The organism is Epilithonimonas hispanica, assembly GCF_003385395.1.
GTDB classification, from domain to species: Bacteria; Bacteroidota; Bacteroidia; order Flavobacteriales; family Weeksellaceae; genus Epilithonimonas; species Epilithonimonas hispanica.
In genome coordinates, this window is sequence record NZ_QNUG01000011.1 from 70,073 (window position 1) to 86,694 (window position 16,622).

The window sequence follows — 16,622 nt, forward strand, 5'->3', positions numbered from 1 at the left end:
GCAATGATAATCTTTCTTTATTTTAAGCTTCTGATAATGTTGCCTTTGTCGGTAATCAAAACATAGCTGTATTCGGGGAATTGTTTCATCAATTTCTTGCCTTTTTTCTTTCCCAAAACAATTAATGAAGTACTGAAACCATTGGCGGTAGTTGCATCTGGACCAATGATGGTCACGCTGGTCAATCCAGTAGAAGGTATCCCTGTTTTGGGATTGATGATATGAGAATAGCGTTTCCCATTGATCTCGACAAACTTTTCATAATTACCCGATGTGGTCATAGACATCTCTGTTTTTTTCTGAATCACAGCTGCCACTTTGCCGTTACGGAAAGGATTGTTTACCCCAATTGCCCAAGCATCTCCATTGGGTTGAGTTCCCCAAGTAGAGATATCGCCAGAAGCATTGATGATGCCGCCCAAAACACCCGCTTGTTTCAGTAGCGTTCTGGCGCGATCTGCCGCATAGCCTTTGCCAATGGATCCAAATCCGATTTTCATCCCTTTGTTTTTTAAGAATAGAGTAGAGTTGATGCTGTCGATTTCGATGTTTTGATAACCGACATTTCGGATAGAAGATTGGATCGCCTCAGCATTGGGCAAGGTTTCCATTGTATCATCGAATTTCCAGATTTTGTCCATTGCCACAATACTAATATCAAAAGCCCCATCGGTCAGTTTTGAGAATTGGAGTGCCATTTTGGTAAGGTCGATGACTTCTTGATCTACTTTCACAGGTTGGATGCCAGCATTGCGGTTGACTTGTGAGATTGGTGTTTCCGGTCGCCACTCAGAGATGAGATTTTCTATTCGGGTGATTTCGGTAATGGCTTTATCAATGGCTTGTTCTGCAGATATAGAGTCTTTTTCAACCACCGTAATCTCGAATTGACTACCCATCAAGGTCAAGGTTCTGATCCTCTGAACTTGCGCCAAAGCCATTGATGAAATACTGAATATCGAGATTAAAAATAGTTTTGCAATGCTGTTTTTCATATTGGCAAAGATAAGCGGGTTTTGGATAATCGTGAAATTAACAACGAACTCCGAAGGAATTCAATCTTAAGACTTTGGATCGATGGAATGAATAATTATGAGGACTTCACCAAGTCTATTATCTCTCATCTATTATCTTTTCATCTACTTCATTAATAACAATCCGTAAGAATCTGCCCCTTACTTTTATAATCACCAAGAGAAGTTCCTTTCTTCAAACAAATGTCGTCTAATAAGGTTTCGACATCGTGTTGCATTCTCAGCGAACCACAAATCATAATGGTTCCGCCACTTTGAAGAAGTTGGTAGAAATACTCGGCATCTTTTTCAATAAGGTGCATCACATACTCGGCTTGTTCTTCTTTGGAGTAAGCAAATTGAAAATCCGAAAGTTGTCCTTTTTCTTTTTGATGTTCCAAAAACTGAGTATAACGGCGACTTAATTCACTCGACTTTCTGAACCCACAGTAGAGGCGGATATCTTTCTTTTTGGTATTTTCATCAATCATTCCAAGGAAAGGCGCAATCCCGGTTCCGTTGGCGATTAATGCGATTGATTTAGGATTTTTAGGAATATGAAAATCCGAATTTTTAATAAGTCTCGCCTTGATTTCTTGTCCTTCTTCCAATCGGTATAAATAGCAAGAACCTAATCCGTTGTCGAATAATTTGACAATCAGTTGCAGGCTGTCATCTACTTTTCCTACAGAGTAGAATCTTTCCTTGTGGTCATTGTCGGGATAGACGGTAAGCAAATCTCCGGATTGGTACTTCTGTCTGGAAGTTGGTTTTAGATTGAGTTTAAAAGTTGTGGCTTCTTCCACCACTTCGGATTTTCCTACGACTTTAAATGTTGATAAAGATGGAATTTTAGGAGCATAAAGCGAAGGTGCAGATGCAATCGGAATCAGGCTTTCTGCACTCCATTCTCTTGCCCATTCAGCAAACTCGTGCGTCGAACGGTCATTAACGGTATGTAGTGGAATCAGTGGTTTTGCCCAAGTGGTTTCAGACAGATGTTGATTAATTTTCTCTGCAAAAGCACAAAACTCCTCATATGATTTGGAACCAAATCCAACGATAGAGTAATGAACGTCTTGATTTTGCGGAATCTTATCTACTAATTTCAAAAACTGAGACGCATTAGTCGGCGGATCTCCCAAACCGTAAGTAGAAGCAAAAATGACTAATTGTTTTGCATTCGGGAAAAGCTCGTAATGATTGAGTTCTGCCAAATACGACTTTTTTCCGGATGATAATAATTGTTCATGAACATTAGAAGCAAAATTCAAGGTGGTTCCGTTTTCTGAACCGACGAACAGAATTATTTCTGCCTGATTTGGTTTAAATTTATTCTTAATTTTAGATCGACTTCTTCTGAAAGTAATGGCAAATCCAGACCAAATGAACATCAGAATATTAGCAGATGATAATCCCAAAACGGTTGCCCAAATCCAATTGGTTCTTCCGGTGTGGAGATCGAGACTTAGATTTTCATAGACCGTTATTAAAGGATATTTTTCCTCTTTTTCAATCGTGCCCGTGATTTGGTTAACGGTTATTTCTCTGTCTTTTAATTTCAGAACAAAGAATTCCTCTGGCTCATCTTCTACAAAAGGAAATTCGATTTTCTGAACATCTTTTAATAAGGTAGATTTAAAAATATCAAAATCCTGTAACTTCTTTTTTTCTTGATTAGTAGATTTGAAACTCTTGATTTTCTCGGGTTCGCTTTTCTTGATGATTTCAAAACGTACCAGAAAAAGATAAGTCGCCGTGATGGAAACGATAAGAATCGGAATCAATAACAATCTCCCAGAAACCACGTGGTAATATTGAGAAAAAGAATCTTTGTTGATTTTCCCAAAGAAATTTCGGAAGCTCTTTTGTCTTTTTAGAATTAATATTAATCCTGAAATGGTAATTAACATTAATAAAAAAGAAACAATCCCAACCACAAATCTCCCCGTTTCTTTCAAAAATAATGAACGATGCAAAGATAAATTCCAATTGATGAACTCGCTTTTTTCAGTTGGTTTTCCTAAAATTTTTCCTGTTGTTGGATTGATATAAGCTTTTACATCTTTGCCGTCGTTGTCAATACCTTCCAGTAAAACAAAACGATTGTGATCTACAGTCAGCTCAATAATTTCCGGATAATGTTTTTTCAGTTCCGGAATCGCTTGGGAAAGTGAGATGGTATTGATGTCATCTGCCCGGAGTGGTTGCAGATTTTCCTGTGCGGCGTTATATGCCAAAACAATCCCTGTTAACGATGCAAGAATCAGAAACAGAAATGTAACGACTGCCAACGCAAGGTGCGCCAGTCTCCAAACAGATGATGTCATTTTTCGGAATTAGATTTTGATCAATTTGGCATACTTGATATAGCCTTTTCCATCAGTTTTTTGGGTAATTCCATTGGTAGTTAAAGGAATTTCCAAATCCTGTACATGATATTTCTGGTCTTCTACAGCAGATTCGAAGCGGATTTTATATCCTTTGTTAAAATATTTGTCTTCTATTGAGAATGTCGTGATACTTCTATCGCCGCCAGCTACAGATGCGCCGGTGATGGCATTTAGTTTTGTTGGTTTTTTAGATTGTGCTTTGTGCCATTCTTTAAGTGTGTCGTACCATTTTTTATCTGGTCCCATCACATAAAGTGTTTTTTCGTATGCACCTTTTGGGTCGATCAAAGAAACTACAACATAAGCGCCTTCGCCTGTGTAGCTTGTCATTTGGAGCATACATTTGTATTTGGAAACCTGTGCTGAAGAAAATATTACAGCGAAAAAGGTCAAAATTCCGACTAGTTGAATTCTGAATGATGAAGTCATTTTTATTTTATTTTAAAAATTCGATAGAGGTGTTGTTCTTTTTTAGATATTCGTTTTCTGAAGCTAAGTCATAAGCGGTTTCATCAAACTCAGTTTTGATATCTTTTTTAGCGCCAAGACTGATGAGATATTTTAGAATCTCGTCATTTTTTGCGATAAGCGCCGCTTTGTGAAGTGCAGTCATACTTTCTTTATTCTTAGCATTTACATCAATCTTATATGGTTCTAATTTTTTTAGAAGGTCAAGATTGTTTTTTGCAATGGCGAGATGTAGCAACGTATTTCCATCTGCTTGTGGCGTCGCAAAGTTAATTCCTTTTGATTTTAGAAGCTCCATTTTTTCGGTTAAGTCATCTTTTGCATTTCCTCTTCCGCCAGCAGGATTGTAAGCTTGAATAATATGATAAGCCAAGTCATTTCCTTTTATATCTTTTATATTGATGTTGGCTTTGTTGTCTAATAGAAGAGCGATGACTTCCGCAGAACTACTTTTTACGGCTTCTGTTAAAGCAGATTCTCCTTTTGCGTTGATGGCGTTGATATCTTTGATTTTTGGAAGAATAGCTTTAATATTATTGATGTCTCTACCACCAGCCGCAATGATTAAAGCATTGTTTCCATCAACATCTTTTTGATTAGGATCAACACCTTTATTGATAAGGTAATCGATGATCTCCTTTTGGTTGGGTTTTCTTGCGACGATTTGCAGGGCCGTAGCTCCATCCTCATTGGTTGTTTTTGGATTTAATTTTAAATCATCCAGAAGGTATTGATAAACTGGCAATCCATTAGTATTAGTTCTTGTTCCCGAAGCTGCGTTGATCAAAGCGTAATCTGTGGCCTTGATATTTTTTGTACGTAAAGATTTTAAAATATCAAGATTGCCAAAACTTGTAGCATAATCGAAAGCTGTTCTTCCTTTGTTGTCTTTAGAATCCAAAGAAAGACCTTTTGACAAGAATAGTTTTTCCAGAGAGCCGTCTTTATCATTTCCTATGGCTAATAAAAGAATGTTGGCGTCGTTATGGTATTTAGTTTTTGGATCAACACCATTTTGAAAAAACAAGTCATAGATTTCTGCATTGGCTAGACCAAAATAAGCTGCAAAAGATATAGGCGTAAAACCTTTTGTGTCATATTTATTGGGGTTGTAGCCTTTTTTCAATAGGTAAGAGATGACTTCTTTGTTTCCGCTCATTGCAGCCCAATGCAAGTAAGTTCTTCCATCGTGTGTTAGTTGATCAACACTTTTCGCTTTTTCTAATAAGTAAATAATTACATCTGTAGAAGATCTATTATTAATAGAAAGTGCAGTTGGATCAAAAGCATTAGAATTAAATTCGTAAGGGTCGTTGCCTTTGTTGATTTCTGCTTTTACTTTTTCTATATCTGGTTTTGCTTTCCAGAAGTCAGCACTCAGAAGTGGATTTTTTTGCGCTTGGAAAAGCATACCTAATAATATGAAAGATGTGAGAAGTATCTTTTTCATTTTTAATTAATTTATTTTTATTAATTCTAAATAGCAAAAGTACAAATTAATCTTTTTAATGCTTTCTAATGAAACTGATTTTTGGCAGTTCTAGAATAAAATTTCATTTTCAAAATGTAATGTTCTGTTTTAAATGTTAACAGAACTACTTAAGATGGGGGGGCTTTGTCCAATTCTTATTGTTATAAGTTTACTTTTAAGCCTTAATTTTCTTAGAGTGATTATTCTGTCAAGATTTATTTGATGTTTTGTTTTTAAAATTGGTTTAGAATCTCGTAACTCACAAATTATCAAATAATTTCCTAAAAATATTTGTCAATATAAAAAATATTCATACATTTGCACACTCATTTTAGGGAAAGAGTATGCCTATTTCAGACATAGAATATTACGAAGACCACTAAAATGCTAAGTTTTAATATAATAGATATATAATAAATAATGTCAGGTATTATTGGTAAAAAAATCGGTATGACATCTTTGTTTGACGAAGCTGGGAAAAACATTCCTTGTACAGTTATTCAAGCTGGTCCATGCGCGGTTTTACAGGTCAGAACCGAAGAAGTTGACGGATATGTTGCTGTTCAACTAGGTTTCGATGACAAGAGTGAGAAGAACGTTGGTAAAGCGTTAGCTGGTCATTTTAAAAAGGCTGGTTCAACTCCTAAAGCTAAGTTGGTAGAATTCAGAAATGCGTTCGAACACGATGTTAAAATAGGAGATTTAGTAGAAGTTAACATGTTTGCAGAAGGTGAATACGTTGATGTAACAGGGACTTCTAAAGGTAAAGGTTTCCAAGGTGTTGTTAAAAGACACGGATTTGGAGGTGTAATGCAAGCAACTCACGGGCAGCACAACAGACTTAGAGCTCCAGGTTCTATCGGTGCTGGATCGGATCCTTCGAGAGTATTCAAAGGAATGAGAATGGCTGGTAGAATGGGAGGTGAGCAAGTAACTGTTCAAAACCTTCAGGTGTTAAAAGTGGATGAAGAACAAAATCTTTTAGTAGTAAAAGGCGCTGTTCCGGGAGCTAAAAATTCTTATGTAATTATCAAGAAATGGAACTAGTAGTATTAAATACATCAGGAAAAGAGACCGGAAGAAAAGTAACTCTTGACGAATCAGTTTTCGGAATTGAGCCAAATCAACACGCGGTTTACTTAGAGGTTAAACAATATCTTGCTGCTCAGCGTCAAGGTACTCATAAATCTAAAGAAAGAAGCGAAATCACGGCTTCTACTAGAAAGCTTAAGAAGCAAAAAGGTTCAGGATCTGCGAGATATGGTGATATCAAGTCGCCAACTTTCAAAGGTGGAGGTAGAGTTTTTGGTCCAAAACCAAGAGACTACAGATTCAAATTGAACAAAGCGCTTAAGAGATTAGCTAAAAAATCTGTTTTGTCTCAAAAATTGAGAGATAACAGTATCAAAGTTTTGGAGAACTTGAGTTTTGATGCTCCTAAGACAAAAGAATTCATCACATTGTTGGATGCTTTGACTCTTACAGGTAAAAAATCATTATTCGTACTTCCTGAAGCTAACAAGAATGTATATTTATCTTCAAGAAACTTGCCTAAAACAAGAGTATTGAATTATAACGAGATTTCTTCTTATGATTTAATCAATACAGGTGAGATTATCTTCTTAGAAGGTGCAGTAGAGAAATTTCAGGACAACTTAAAGAAATAAATCATGTCACTTATTATTAAACCAATTATTTCAGAAAAAGCAAACTATCTTACAGATCTAAGAGGTGCTTATTCTTTCTTGGTTGCTCCAAAAGCAAACAAGATCCAGATTAAAGGTGCTATTGAAGCAGCTTACGGTGTAAAAGTAGCGGACGTTAGAACGATGATTTATGCGCCTAAAGTTTCTGCTAAACATACAAAAAAAGGACTTCAAGTTGGGAAAACCAATAAATTGAAAAAAGCTGTTGTAACATTAGCAGCTGGAGAAGTTATTGATATTTTCGCAACTAATTAATTAATTATAAATAATAGTAATGTCTGTTAGAAAATTAAAACCTATCACCCCAGGACAGAGATTCAGAGTTGTTAACAATTTTGAGGAAATTACTACCAACAAACCAGAGAAATCTCTAACAGTTGGTATTAGTAAGTCAGGTGGACGTAACCAAACTGGTAAAATGACCATGCGTTACACCGGAGGTGGACACAAAAAGAAATACAGAATTATCGACTTCAAAAGAAACAAATTCGATGTTGAAGCAACGGTAAAAACTGTAGAATATGATCCAAATAGGACTGCTTTCATCGCGTTGGTGGAGTACGCAGATGGAGAGAAGAGATATATCATCGCTCCAAACGGGATCAAAGTTGATCAGAAAATTGTTTCTGGAGAAAACGTAGAACCTAACGTAGGTAACGCAATGAAATTGAAAAATATTCCATTGGGTACTGTAATCTCTTGTATCGAATTGAAGCCTGGACAAGGTGCAATTATGGCAAGAAGTGCTGGTTCTTCAGCTCAATTGACTTCTAGAGATGGAAAATATGCAATCGTTAAATTACCTTCTGGTGAGTCTAGAATGATTCTTACAGAATGTATAGCAATGGTTGGATCTGTTTCTAACGGTGATCATCAGTTAACTGTATCAGGTAAGGCTGGTAGAAGCAGATGGTTGGGTAGAAGACCAAGAACAAGACCAGTAGTAATGAACCCAGTTGATCACCCAATGGGAGGTGGTGAAGGACGTTCTTCTGGAGGTCACCCAAGATCTAGAAACGGTATGCCAGCTAAAGGTTACAAAACTAGAAAGAAAAACAAAGCGTCTAACCGTCATATCATATCTAAACGTAAATAATTATGGCAAGATCACTTAAAAAAGGACCATTTATTCATCACACTTTAGATAAAAAGGTTCAGGCAAATATAGAGTCTAACAAAAAGACTGTAATCAAAACTTGGTCTAGAGCGTCTATGATCTCTCCAGACTTCGTAGGTCAAACTATTGCTGTACACAATGGGAAATCTTTTATCCCAGTTTATGTAACAGAAAACATGGTTGGACACAAGTTAGGCGAATTTTCTCCGACAAGATCTTTCAGAGGTCACGGTGGTAACAAAAATAAAGGAGGTAGATAATCATGGGATCAAGAAAAAGAGAAAGTGCATTAGCACGTAAAATAGCAAACCAAGATGTGGCAAAAGCGTTACACAACGATTGCCCTTCTTCTCCTAGAAAAATGAGATTAGTTGCTGATATCATTAGAGGAGTAGAGGTTGAAAAAGCTCTATCTATTCTAAAATATTCAAAGAAAGCTGCTTCTGAGAAATTGGAAAAAGTATTACTTTCTGCGATTGCTAACTGGCAAACTAAAAACGAAGGTGCTGACATCGAGGAAGCAAACCTTATCGTTAAAGAAATATTTGTAGATAGTGCAAGACAATTGAAGAGACTAAGACCTGCTCCACAAGGTAGAGGTTACAGAATCAGAAAGAGATCAAACCACATTACATTAATCTTAGGTACTAAAAATTAATTCAAGGTATGGGACAGAAGACAAATCCAATTGGTAACAGATTAGGTATCATCAGAGGATGGGATTCTAACTGGTTTGGTGGTAAAAACTACGGTGATAGAATCGCTGAAGATTACAAAATCAGAAGATACCTTGAAGCAAGATTATCTAAAGGTGGTATTTCAAAAATCTTTATTGAAAGAACACTTAAATTAGTAACTGTAACTATCACAACTGCTAGACCAGGTTTAATCATCGGGAAAGGTGGACAGGAAGTTGATAAACTAAAAGAAGAATTGAAAAAATTGACTGGAAAAGATATCCAAATCAATATTTTCGAAATCAAGAGACCTGAGCTAGACGCAGTATTGGTTGCTGATAGCATCGCTAAGCAAATCGAAAATCGTATCTCTTACAGAAGAGCTGTGAAAATGGCAATCGCTTCTACAATGAGAATGGGAGCTGAAGGGATCAAAGTTCAGATTTCTGGAAGATTGAACGGCGCTGAAATGGCACGTTCTGAAAACTTCAAAGAAGGAAGAATTCCTTTATCTACTTTCCGTGCAGATATCGATTACCATATCGGTGAAGCATTGACTCAATACGGTAAGTTAGGTGTTAAAGTTTGGATTATGAAAGGAGAAGTGTACGGTAAAAGAGACCTTACTCCACTTGTAGGACAACAGAAAAAAGCGCCAGCTGGAGGTAGAAACGACAGAGGAGAAAGAGGCGACAGAAAACCAAGAAGAAATAATTAATAAAATTTTAGAGGATAGTTTTTAAATGACCGTTACTTTTTTAAAATCTAAATTCTAAAATCTAAAATTTAAGAAATTATGTTACAACCAAAAAGAACCAAATTCCGTAGAGTTCATAAGATGAAAATGAAGGGGATTGCTCAAAGAGGTAATCAACTTGCTTACGGAACTTTCGGAATCAAAGCTACAGAGGGAGCTTGGGTTACTGCAAGACAAATTGAAGCGGCGCGTATCGCAGCTACAAGATATATGAAAAGAGAAGGTCAACTATGGATCAAAATCTTCCCAGATAAGCCAATTACTAAAAAACCAGCGGAAGTACGTATGGGTAAAGGTAAAGGTGCTGTGGAATATTGGGTAGCTGTAGTAAAACCTGGTAAAATTATGTTCGAAGTTGGTGGTGTACCTTACGATGTAGCAAAAGAAGCTCTTAGGCTTGCTGCTCAAAAGTTACCAATCGTTACCAAGTTCGTAGTTGCAAACGATTTTGTTAAACCTCTATAATCTCTATTAAAATGAAAAACGCTGACATCAAAAATTTAAGCAAAGAGGATTTAATCAATCAATTGACTGAAGCTAAAGCTAACTATGCTAAAACTAAATTAGCTCACAAAATCAGTCCACTTGAGAATCCAATCTTAATCAGAGATTTGAGAAAAACAATCGCAAGACTTAACACAGAGTTAACTAACAAACAATAATTCCTTTTTACAATGGACAGAAATTTAAGAAAAGAACGTATTGGAGTAGTTTCCAGCAATAAAATGGAAAAGACTATTGTTGTTAGTGAAACTACGAGAGTGAAGCATCCAATGTACGGTAAATTCGTTTTGAAAACGAAAAAATATACTGCACACGATGAGAACAACGAGTGCACAGAAGGTGATACAGTTTTGATTACAGAAACTAGACCTTTGAGCAAGAGCAAAAGATGGAGATTAGTAAGAATCATTGAAAAAGCTAAGTAATAATGTTACAAACAGAATCAAGATTAAAAGTTGCTGATAACACAGGTGCAAAAGAAGTACTAGTGATCAGAGTTCTAGGAGGAACTAGAAGAAGATATGCTTCAGTTGGTGATAAAATCGTTGTTACTATCAAAGATTCTACACCATCAGGTAATGCTAAAAAAGGCCAAGTGTCTAAAGCAGTTGTAGTAAGAACTAAAAAAGCAGTTAGAAGAAAAGATGGATCTTACATCAAATTCGAAGACAATGCTTGTGTTTTACTAAACGCTGCTGGAGAAATGAGAGGAACACGTGTTTTCGGACCAGTTGCTCGTGAGTTGAGAGATAAAGAATATATGAAAGTTATTTCATTAGCTCCTGAAGTACTTTAATTTTAAAATTTACAAAAATGACAAAAGTTAAAATAAAAAGAGGAGACAACGTTATCGTTACTACAGGTAAAAACAGAGGTAGTAAAGGTGAAGTTCTTGAAGTAATTAGAAAAGAAGGTAAAGATCCTAGAGTTGTTGTTGCCGGTATTAATATCGTTAAAAAACATACTAAGCCATCTGCACAAAACCCTCAAGGTGGAATTGTAGAAAAAGAAGCTTCTTTACATATTTCTAACGTAGCACTTGTTGATAAAAACGGTAAAGCTACTAAGACTGGTACTAAAGTAGAAGGAGGTAAGAAAGTAAGAGTTGCTAAAACAACAGGTGAAACTTTATAATTTAGAATTACAATGGAATATATAGTAAGACCAAAACAAGCATATAAAGAGAAAATTGTTCCTGCAATGATGGAAGAATTTGGGTACAAATCAGTAATGCAAGTTCCTAAATTGTTGAAAATCGTTGTGTCACAAGGTTTGGGAGCTGCTACAGCTGACAAAAAAATCGTTGACTATGCAGTAGAAGAATTGACTGCAATTACAGGACAAAAAGCTGTTGGAACACTTTCTAAGAAAGATGAAGCAGCCTTCAAACTAAGAAAAGGAATGCCTGTAGGAGCAAGAGTAACACTTAGAGCTGATAAAATGTATGAGTTCCTAGATAGATTAACTTCTTCTGCACTTCCAAGAATTAGAGATTTTTCTGGAATCAAAGCTGAAGGTTTCGACGGAAGAGGTAATTACAACTTAGGTATTACTGAGCAGATTATCTTCCCAGAGATCGTAATTGACAAAGTGAAAAAAATCCAAGGGATGGACATCACTTTCGTAACAACTGCGAAAACTGATAAAGAAGCAAAATCATTATTAACTCACTTCGGTTTACCGTTCAAAAAGAACTAAGAAATGGCTAAAGAATCAATGAAAGCGCGTGAGCGCAAAAGAGAAGCTACTGTAGCTAAATATGCTGAAAAAAGAAAAGCTTTGAAAAAAGCTGGAGATTATGATGCATTACAGAAATTGCCTAAAAATGCTTCTCCTGTAAGATTACATAACAGATGTAAATTGACAGGTAGACCAAGAGGATATATGAGAACATTCGGTATTTCCAGAGTAACTTTCCGTGAAATGGCAAATAATGGTCTTATCCCAGGCGTTAAAAAAGCTAGTTGGTAAGCAATTAGAATTTTACAGCTGACTTCTATATTTTATAAGTCAGCTGTATTTTAATAAATAGAGGACAAAACTATAATGATTTTAAGATATTTGAAAATTTTTAATTATTATTAATTTTTTTGTACTTTTGCACCCGCTCAGTAAATTAATATTTTCTGAGAGTTAAACTTAGTTTTGACTATGTTTATTAAAGTTAATTGAATTTTAGAAAATCAAAGTGACAGTTAAGTTGTTGAGATACTGTAAATAAAGAGTTTTTTGGGAGAGTTATTCGAACTAAATTATCTTTAATTTTCAAGTCTTTTCAATACTGGTTGTCATTAACCAATAATTTAATAATAAAGAAATGGTAACAGATCCAATTTCAGATTTCCTAACAAGAGTAAGGAACGCACAAAGCGCAGGCCACAAAGTGGTGGAAATTCCTGCATCGAAAATCAAAAAAGAGATCACTAAGATTCTTTTTGACCAAGGTTATATCTTGAACTACAAGTTCGAGGACAACGCGGTTCAAGGAGCTATCAAGATCGCTTTGAAGTATGATAAGCAAACGAACAAACCAGCTATCAAGTCTATTCAAAGAGCTTCTAGACCAGGTCTACGTCAGTACAAAGGTTCTGAGGAACTTCCAAGAGTACTTAACGGACTAGGTGTAGCTATCATCTCTACTTCTAAGGGAGTAATGACTGATAAAAAAGCTAGACAAGAGAAAGTAGGAGGTGAAGTAATTTGCTACGTATATTAATTTTTTAAAACAAGGAAAATGTCAAGAATTGGTAAAGCAATTATAGAAGTTCCTGCTGGAGTTACAGTTTCTGAAAAAGAAGGTGTTGTAACGGTAAAAGGTCCTAAAGGAGAGTTATCTCAGGAACTTACAGGAGGGATTAGCTTCGCACAAGAAGACGGTGTACTTACATTCACACGTCCTTCTGATTCAAAAGAACATAAAGCGCTTCACGGTTTATACAGAGCGCTTATCAACAATATGATTGTTGGTACTTCTACAGGATTCACTAAGCAATTAGAACTTGTAGGAGTTGGATACAGAGCATCTCACAATGGTCAAAGATTAGAATTGGCTCTTGGATTTTCTCATGGTATCATATTGGAACTTCCAAAAGAAGTTACAATAGATACATTGACTGAAAAAGGGAAAAACCCGATCATTACATTATCTTCTTACGATAATCAACTTCTTGGAATGGTGGCTGCGAAGATTAGATCTTTCAGAAAACCTGAGCCTTACAAAGGAAAAGGTGTGAAATTCGTGGGTGAAATCATCAGAAGAAAAGCCGGTAAATCTGCATAAAATTTAAGAAAATGGCATTAACAAAAGTTGAAAAACGAATCAGAATCAAAAGAAGAGTAAGAGGAAAGATTTCAGGATCTGCATCTTTACCAAGATTATCTGTATTCAAAAGTAATAAAGAGATCTACGCTCAATTGGTAGATGACAAAGACGGAAAAACATTAGTATCTGCATCTTCTAGAGAGAAAGGAGTAGACGCTAAAGGAACGAAAACTGAAGTATCTGTGGCGGTAGGTAAAGCTATCGCAGCTAAAGCTAAAGCAGCAGGTATCGAAAATGTTGTATTTGATAGAAATGGTTTCGTATACCACGGTAGAGTGAAGGCTCTTGCTGACGGTGCTAGAGAAGCTGGTCTTAAATTCTAATTTTAAAAATCTAGAAAACATGGTAGATAGTAATATAGAAAGAGTTAAACCTGGAGGATTAGAATTAAAAGATCGTCTGGTTGCTGTTAACAGAGTAACTAAAGTAACCAAAGGTGGTAGAGCATTCGGATTTTCTGCAATTGTTGTTGTAGGAAATGAGGATGGAATTATCGGATACGGACTAGGTAAATCTAAAGAAGTAGCTTCTGCAATTGCTAAGGCAGTAGAAGATGCTAAGAAAAACTTGGTAAAAGTTCCAGTAATCAACCATACAATTCCTCACCAGACTTCTGCAAGATATGGTGGTGCTGATATCTTCTTGAGACCAGCATCTCACGGTACAGGACTTATCGCAGGTGGTGCGGTAAGAGCGGTATTGGAATCTGCAGGTGTACACGATGTATTGTCAAAATCTAAAGGTTCTTCTAACCCTCACAATGTTGTGAAAGCTACTTTCAATGCATTGTTGGATATCAGAAGACCAGAAGAAATTGCAAGAATGAGAGGAGTTTCTTTAAGTAAAGTGTTTAACGGTTAATCAATATAGCAATGGCAACAATCAAAGTAAAATTAGTTAGAAGTGCTATTAATCGTTCTAAAACTCAAAAAAGAACACTTGAAGCACTAGGATTTAAAAGACTTCAACAAGTTGTAGAACACGAAGCTACGCCTTCTATTTTAGGAATGATCGCTTCTGTAAGTCACTTATTAGAAGTTCAGAAATAAGAACAATAGACATAGAGAAAAGAGACTAGTTTTTGCAGTCTCTTGTCTCTTATCTTTTAATCTATAATCTCAATACAACAATGAATTTAAATAATTTAAAACCATCAGCTGGCTCTACTTTTAGCACAAAAAGAATTGGTAGAGGTCAAGGAAGCGGATATGGTGGTACTTCAACAAAAGGACATAAAGGTCAAAAAGCTAGAGCTGGTTATTCTCAGAAAATCGGTTTCGAAGGTGGACAGATGCCTTTGCAAAGAAGATTACCAAAATTTGGTTTCAAAAATATTAATAGAAAAGAGTTTAGAGCAATCAATCTTGATACTATCCAAACTTTGATCGATACTAAAAACATCACTGGTGATATCACTAGAGAAGTATTAGTAGAAAACGGTCTTGCATCTAAAAACGAATTAGTAAAAATCTTAGGTAGAGGTGATTTGAAATCTGGTGTTTCTATCTCTGCTGACAAGTTTACTAAGTCTGCTGAAGAAGCAATCAACAAAGCAGGAGGTAAAGCAATTACTCTTTAATTAATAATAATGAAAGAATTTATACAAACACTTAAAAACATTTGGAGTCTAAAAGAGCTGAGGGATAAAATTTTCCTGACACTTTCTTTGGTCCTTGTGTATAGATTCGCATCATATGTTTCTCTTCCTGCAATTAATACTGCAGAAGTAGGGAACTTATTACAACATTACCAAAATCAAGGCGGGAACCAACAAGGGGCCGGCCTTTTGGGTTTATTGTCTTCTTTCACAGGTGGAGCATTTAGCCGTGCTTCTATCATGGCATTAGGAATTATGCCATATATCTCTGCTTCTATTATTGTGCAATTGATGGGAATGGCTATTCCTTATCTTCAGAAGTTACAAAAAGACGGAGAAAGTGGAAGGAATACATTGAACCAAATTACCAGATGGTTAACTATTGGGGTTTGTCTTGTACAAGCGCCTTCTTATTTAACTTCTGTTACGCAATATTTCTTGCCTTATTCACAGTTTGGATCAGCCTATTATATAGATCCAGCATCATTAATGTTTTGGTTACCGAGTATTATTATCTTGGTAGCAGGATCAGTATTTGCAATGTGGTTAGGAGAGAAGATTACTGACAAAGGTATTGGTAATGGTATTTCTATCTTAATTATGGTGGGTATCCTTGCGGATCTTCCAACAGCATTTTATCAAGAGATTCTTACGCAGAATGGTAAAGGTGGTTTAGGAAGCATCATGATTTTAGTAGAAATTATATTCTGGTTATTGGTCATTCTATTAGCTATTGTTTTATCTGTAGCTGTAAGAAAAATTCCAATCCAGTATGTAAGTAGAGCTCAAGCAAGAGGTGGTGTTAGCAGAAACTTGATGGATGGTGCTAGACAGTGGATTCCATTAAAAGTGAATGCTGCAGGTGTAATGCCAATCATCTTTGCACAAGCATTGATGTTTGTACCAGGATTACTTACAAAAGTAGACGAATCTAACACGTTTTTGGCTGGTTTCAAAAATGTTTTTAGCTGGCAGTACAACGTATTGTTTGCGTTATTGATTATAATTTTCTCATTTTTCTATACAGCAATTACCATTCCTGTAAATCAGATGGCTGACGATTTGAAGCGTAATGGTGGGCTTATTCCTAAGGTAAGACCTGGAAAAGAAACGGCAGATTATCTAGATGATATTTTATCAAAAATAACCTTGCCTGGTGCAATATTTTTATCTATCTTTGCAGTCCTTCCGGCAATAGTGCACGGAGCGTTTGTTCAGACAGATAGATTTGCTCTCTTTTTTGGGGGTACTTCGTTGTTAATTATGGTTGGAGTTATCTTGGATACTGTGCAACAAATTAACACATATCTGCTGAACCATCATTATGATGGGTTGATGCAATCTAAATTATCAAGATCATCAAACCTTTAATAAAGTAAATGGCTAAACAGAAACATATAGAACAAGACGGCGTAATAACGGAAGCACTTTCCAATGCGCAGTTCCGTGTAGAGCTAGAGAATGGGCATGTATTAATTGCCCATATTTCTGGTAAAATGAGAATGCATTATATTAAACTCTTACCTGGAGACAAGGTAAGACTCGAACTCTCTCCTTATGACTTGACTAAAGGGAGAATAACTTTTAGATATTAAAA

26 protein-coding genes are annotated in these 16,622 nt (G+C 35.9%); 22 read left to right on the forward strand and 4 right to left on the reverse strand.

Annotated elements, in window-relative coordinates:
* Positions 1 to 17: 17 nt before the first annotated feature.
* The 4 genes from DRF58_RS06800 to DRF58_RS06815 all read right to left on the reverse strand — a co-directional run bounded on the left by DRF58_RS06800 (position 18) and on the right by DRF58_RS06815 (position 5,324).
* The gene (locus DRF58_RS06800; RefSeq protein WP_116034108.1) at positions 18 to 995 is read right to left on the reverse strand and encodes an FAD:protein FMN transferase; all 978 of its coding nucleotides are present in this window, start codon (positions 993 to 995) and stop codon (positions 18 to 20) included.
* Between the two features lie 152 nt (positions 996 to 1,147).
* The gene (locus DRF58_RS06805; RefSeq protein ID WP_116034110.1) at positions 1,148 to 3,343 is read right to left on the reverse strand and encodes a PepSY domain-containing protein; all 2,196 of its coding nucleotides are present in this window, start codon (positions 3,341 to 3,343) and stop codon (positions 1,148 to 1,150) included.
* Between the two features lie 9 nt (positions 3,344 to 3,352).
* Positions 3,353 to 3,835 (reverse strand): DUF2271 domain-containing protein, encoded by a 483-nt coding sequence (locus DRF58_RS06810; RefSeq protein ID WP_116034112.1) that lies wholly within the window; start codon positions 3,833 to 3,835, stop codon positions 3,353 to 3,355.
* Between the two features lie 7 nt (positions 3,836 to 3,842).
* The gene (locus DRF58_RS06815; protein WP_116034113.1) at positions 3,843 to 5,324 is read right to left on the reverse strand and encodes an ankyrin repeat domain-containing protein; all 1,482 of its coding nucleotides are present in this window, start codon (positions 5,322 to 5,324) and stop codon (positions 3,843 to 3,845) included.
* A gap of 441 nt (positions 5,325 to 5,765) precedes the next feature.
* On the opposite strand from DRF58_RS06815, the gene rplC reads away from it, so the two are divergent.
* From rplC to infA, 22 genes are all read left to right on the forward strand, one after another.
* Positions 5,766 to 6,392, forward strand: coding sequence for a 50S ribosomal protein L3 (gene rplC / locus DRF58_RS06820; RefSeq protein WP_116034115.1), 627 nt, complete (start codon positions 5,766 to 5,768; stop codon positions 6,390 to 6,392).
* Positions 6,383 to 7,012 (forward strand): 50S ribosomal protein L4, encoded by a 630-nt coding sequence (gene rplD / locus DRF58_RS06825; RefSeq protein ID WP_116034117.1) that lies wholly within the window; start codon positions 6,383 to 6,385, stop codon positions 7,010 to 7,012. The genes rplC and rplD overlap by 10 nt, the downstream gene beginning before the upstream one ends.
* Positions 7,013 to 7,015: 3 nt before the next feature.
* Complete coding sequence (gene rplW, locus DRF58_RS06830) at positions 7,016 to 7,306, forward strand: 50S ribosomal protein L23 (protein WP_027383319.1); 291 nt, start codon at positions 7,016 to 7,018, stop codon at positions 7,304 to 7,306.
* Positions 7,307 to 7,325: 19 nt separating this feature from the next.
* Positions 7,326 to 8,147: a 50S ribosomal protein L2 gene (rplB, locus tag DRF58_RS06835; RefSeq protein WP_116034118.1), complete on the forward strand. Its 822-nt coding sequence runs from the start codon at positions 7,326 to 7,328 to the stop codon at positions 8,145 to 8,147.
* Positions 8,148 to 8,149: 2 nt separating this feature from the next.
* A complete protein-coding gene (gene rpsS, locus DRF58_RS06840) occupies positions 8,150 to 8,428 on the forward strand; it encodes a 30S ribosomal protein S19 (protein ID WP_028122169.1) in 279 nt (92 codons plus the stop codon).
* A gap of 2 nt (positions 8,429 to 8,430) precedes the next feature.
* Complete coding sequence (gene rplV / locus DRF58_RS06845; protein WP_116034120.1) at positions 8,431 to 8,826, forward strand: 50S ribosomal protein L22; 396 nt, start codon at positions 8,431 to 8,433, stop codon at positions 8,824 to 8,826.
* An 8-nt stretch (positions 8,827 to 8,834) separates the two neighbouring features.
* Complete coding sequence (gene rpsC, locus DRF58_RS06850) at positions 8,835 to 9,563, forward strand: 30S ribosomal protein S3 (protein ID WP_116034122.1); 729 nt, start codon at positions 8,835 to 8,837, stop codon at positions 9,561 to 9,563.
* Positions 9,564 to 9,641: 78 nt separating this feature from the next.
* The gene (gene rplP / locus DRF58_RS06855; RefSeq protein WP_027383314.1) at positions 9,642 to 10,067 is read left to right on the forward strand and encodes a 50S ribosomal protein L16; all 426 of its coding nucleotides are present in this window, start codon (positions 9,642 to 9,644) and stop codon (positions 10,065 to 10,067) included.
* 11 nt (positions 10,068 to 10,078) lie between these two features.
* Positions 10,079 to 10,264, forward strand: coding sequence for a 50S ribosomal protein L29 (gene rpmC, locus DRF58_RS06860; protein WP_116034123.1), 186 nt, complete (start codon positions 10,079 to 10,081; stop codon positions 10,262 to 10,264).
* Between the two features lie 12 nt (positions 10,265 to 10,276).
* The gene (gene rpsQ, locus DRF58_RS06865) at positions 10,277 to 10,531 is read left to right on the forward strand and encodes a 30S ribosomal protein S17 (RefSeq protein ID WP_027383312.1); all 255 of its coding nucleotides are present in this window, start codon (positions 10,277 to 10,279) and stop codon (positions 10,529 to 10,531) included.
* A 2-nt stretch (positions 10,532 to 10,533) separates the two neighbouring features.
* Positions 10,534 to 10,902 carry a 50S ribosomal protein L14 gene (gene rplN, locus DRF58_RS06870; protein WP_027383311.1) on the forward strand — a complete coding sequence of 123 codons (369 nt, stop codon included), beginning with the start codon at positions 10,534 to 10,536 and terminating at the stop codon, positions 10,900 to 10,902.
* A 17-nt stretch (positions 10,903 to 10,919) separates the two neighbouring features.
* The gene (rplX, locus tag DRF58_RS06875) at positions 10,920 to 11,240 is read left to right on the forward strand and encodes a 50S ribosomal protein L24 (protein ID WP_116034125.1); all 321 of its coding nucleotides are present in this window, start codon (positions 10,920 to 10,922) and stop codon (positions 11,238 to 11,240) included.
* Between the two features lie 12 nt (positions 11,241 to 11,252).
* Positions 11,253 to 11,804 carry a 50S ribosomal protein L5 gene (gene rplE, locus DRF58_RS06880; protein ID WP_116034126.1) on the forward strand — a complete coding sequence of 184 codons (552 nt, stop codon included), beginning with the start codon at positions 11,253 to 11,255 and terminating at the stop codon, positions 11,802 to 11,804.
* A gap of 3 nt (positions 11,805 to 11,807) precedes the next feature.
* On the forward strand, positions 11,808 to 12,077 hold the full coding sequence (gene rpsN / locus DRF58_RS06885; RefSeq protein ID WP_116034128.1) for a 30S ribosomal protein S14: 270 nt from the start codon (positions 11,808 to 11,810) through the stop codon (positions 12,075 to 12,077).
* A gap of 346 nt (positions 12,078 to 12,423) precedes the next feature.
* Positions 12,424 to 12,822 carry a 30S ribosomal protein S8 gene (gene rpsH / locus DRF58_RS06890; protein ID WP_027383307.1) on the forward strand — a complete coding sequence of 133 codons (399 nt, stop codon included), beginning with the start codon at positions 12,424 to 12,426 and terminating at the stop codon, positions 12,820 to 12,822.
* 18 nt (positions 12,823 to 12,840) lie between these two features.
* A complete protein-coding gene (gene rplF, locus DRF58_RS06895) occupies positions 12,841 to 13,386 on the forward strand; it encodes a 50S ribosomal protein L6 (protein WP_116034130.1) in 546 nt (181 codons plus the stop codon).
* An 11-nt stretch (positions 13,387 to 13,397) separates the two neighbouring features.
* Entirely contained in the window at positions 13,398 to 13,751 is a 354-nt protein-coding gene (gene rplR, locus DRF58_RS06900; RefSeq protein ID WP_116034131.1) for a 50S ribosomal protein L18, read from the forward strand.
* Positions 13,752 to 13,770: 19 nt separating this feature from the next.
* Entirely contained in the window at positions 13,771 to 14,289 is a 519-nt protein-coding gene (gene rpsE, locus DRF58_RS06905) for a 30S ribosomal protein S5 (RefSeq protein WP_027383304.1), read from the forward strand.
* A gap of 11 nt (positions 14,290 to 14,300) precedes the next feature.
* Entirely contained in the window at positions 14,301 to 14,477 is a 177-nt protein-coding gene (rpmD, locus tag DRF58_RS06910; RefSeq protein WP_027383303.1) for a 50S ribosomal protein L30, read from the forward strand.
* An 80-nt stretch (positions 14,478 to 14,557) separates the two neighbouring features.
* Positions 14,558 to 15,007, forward strand: a complete 450-nt coding sequence (gene rplO, locus DRF58_RS06915) for a 50S ribosomal protein L15 (RefSeq protein WP_116034133.1) — start codon at positions 14,558 to 14,560, stop codon at positions 15,005 to 15,007.
* Between the two features lie 9 nt (positions 15,008 to 15,016).
* The gene (gene secY, locus DRF58_RS06920; protein ID WP_116034135.1) at positions 15,017 to 16,396 is read left to right on the forward strand and encodes a preprotein translocase subunit SecY; all 1,380 of its coding nucleotides are present in this window, start codon (positions 15,017 to 15,019) and stop codon (positions 16,394 to 16,396) included.
* Between the two features lie 8 nt (positions 16,397 to 16,404).
* Complete coding sequence (gene infA, locus DRF58_RS06925; protein ID WP_027383300.1) at positions 16,405 to 16,620, forward strand: translation initiation factor IF-1; 216 nt, start codon at positions 16,405 to 16,407, stop codon at positions 16,618 to 16,620.
* The last annotated feature ends 2 nt before the right edge of the window (positions 16,621 to 16,622 follow it).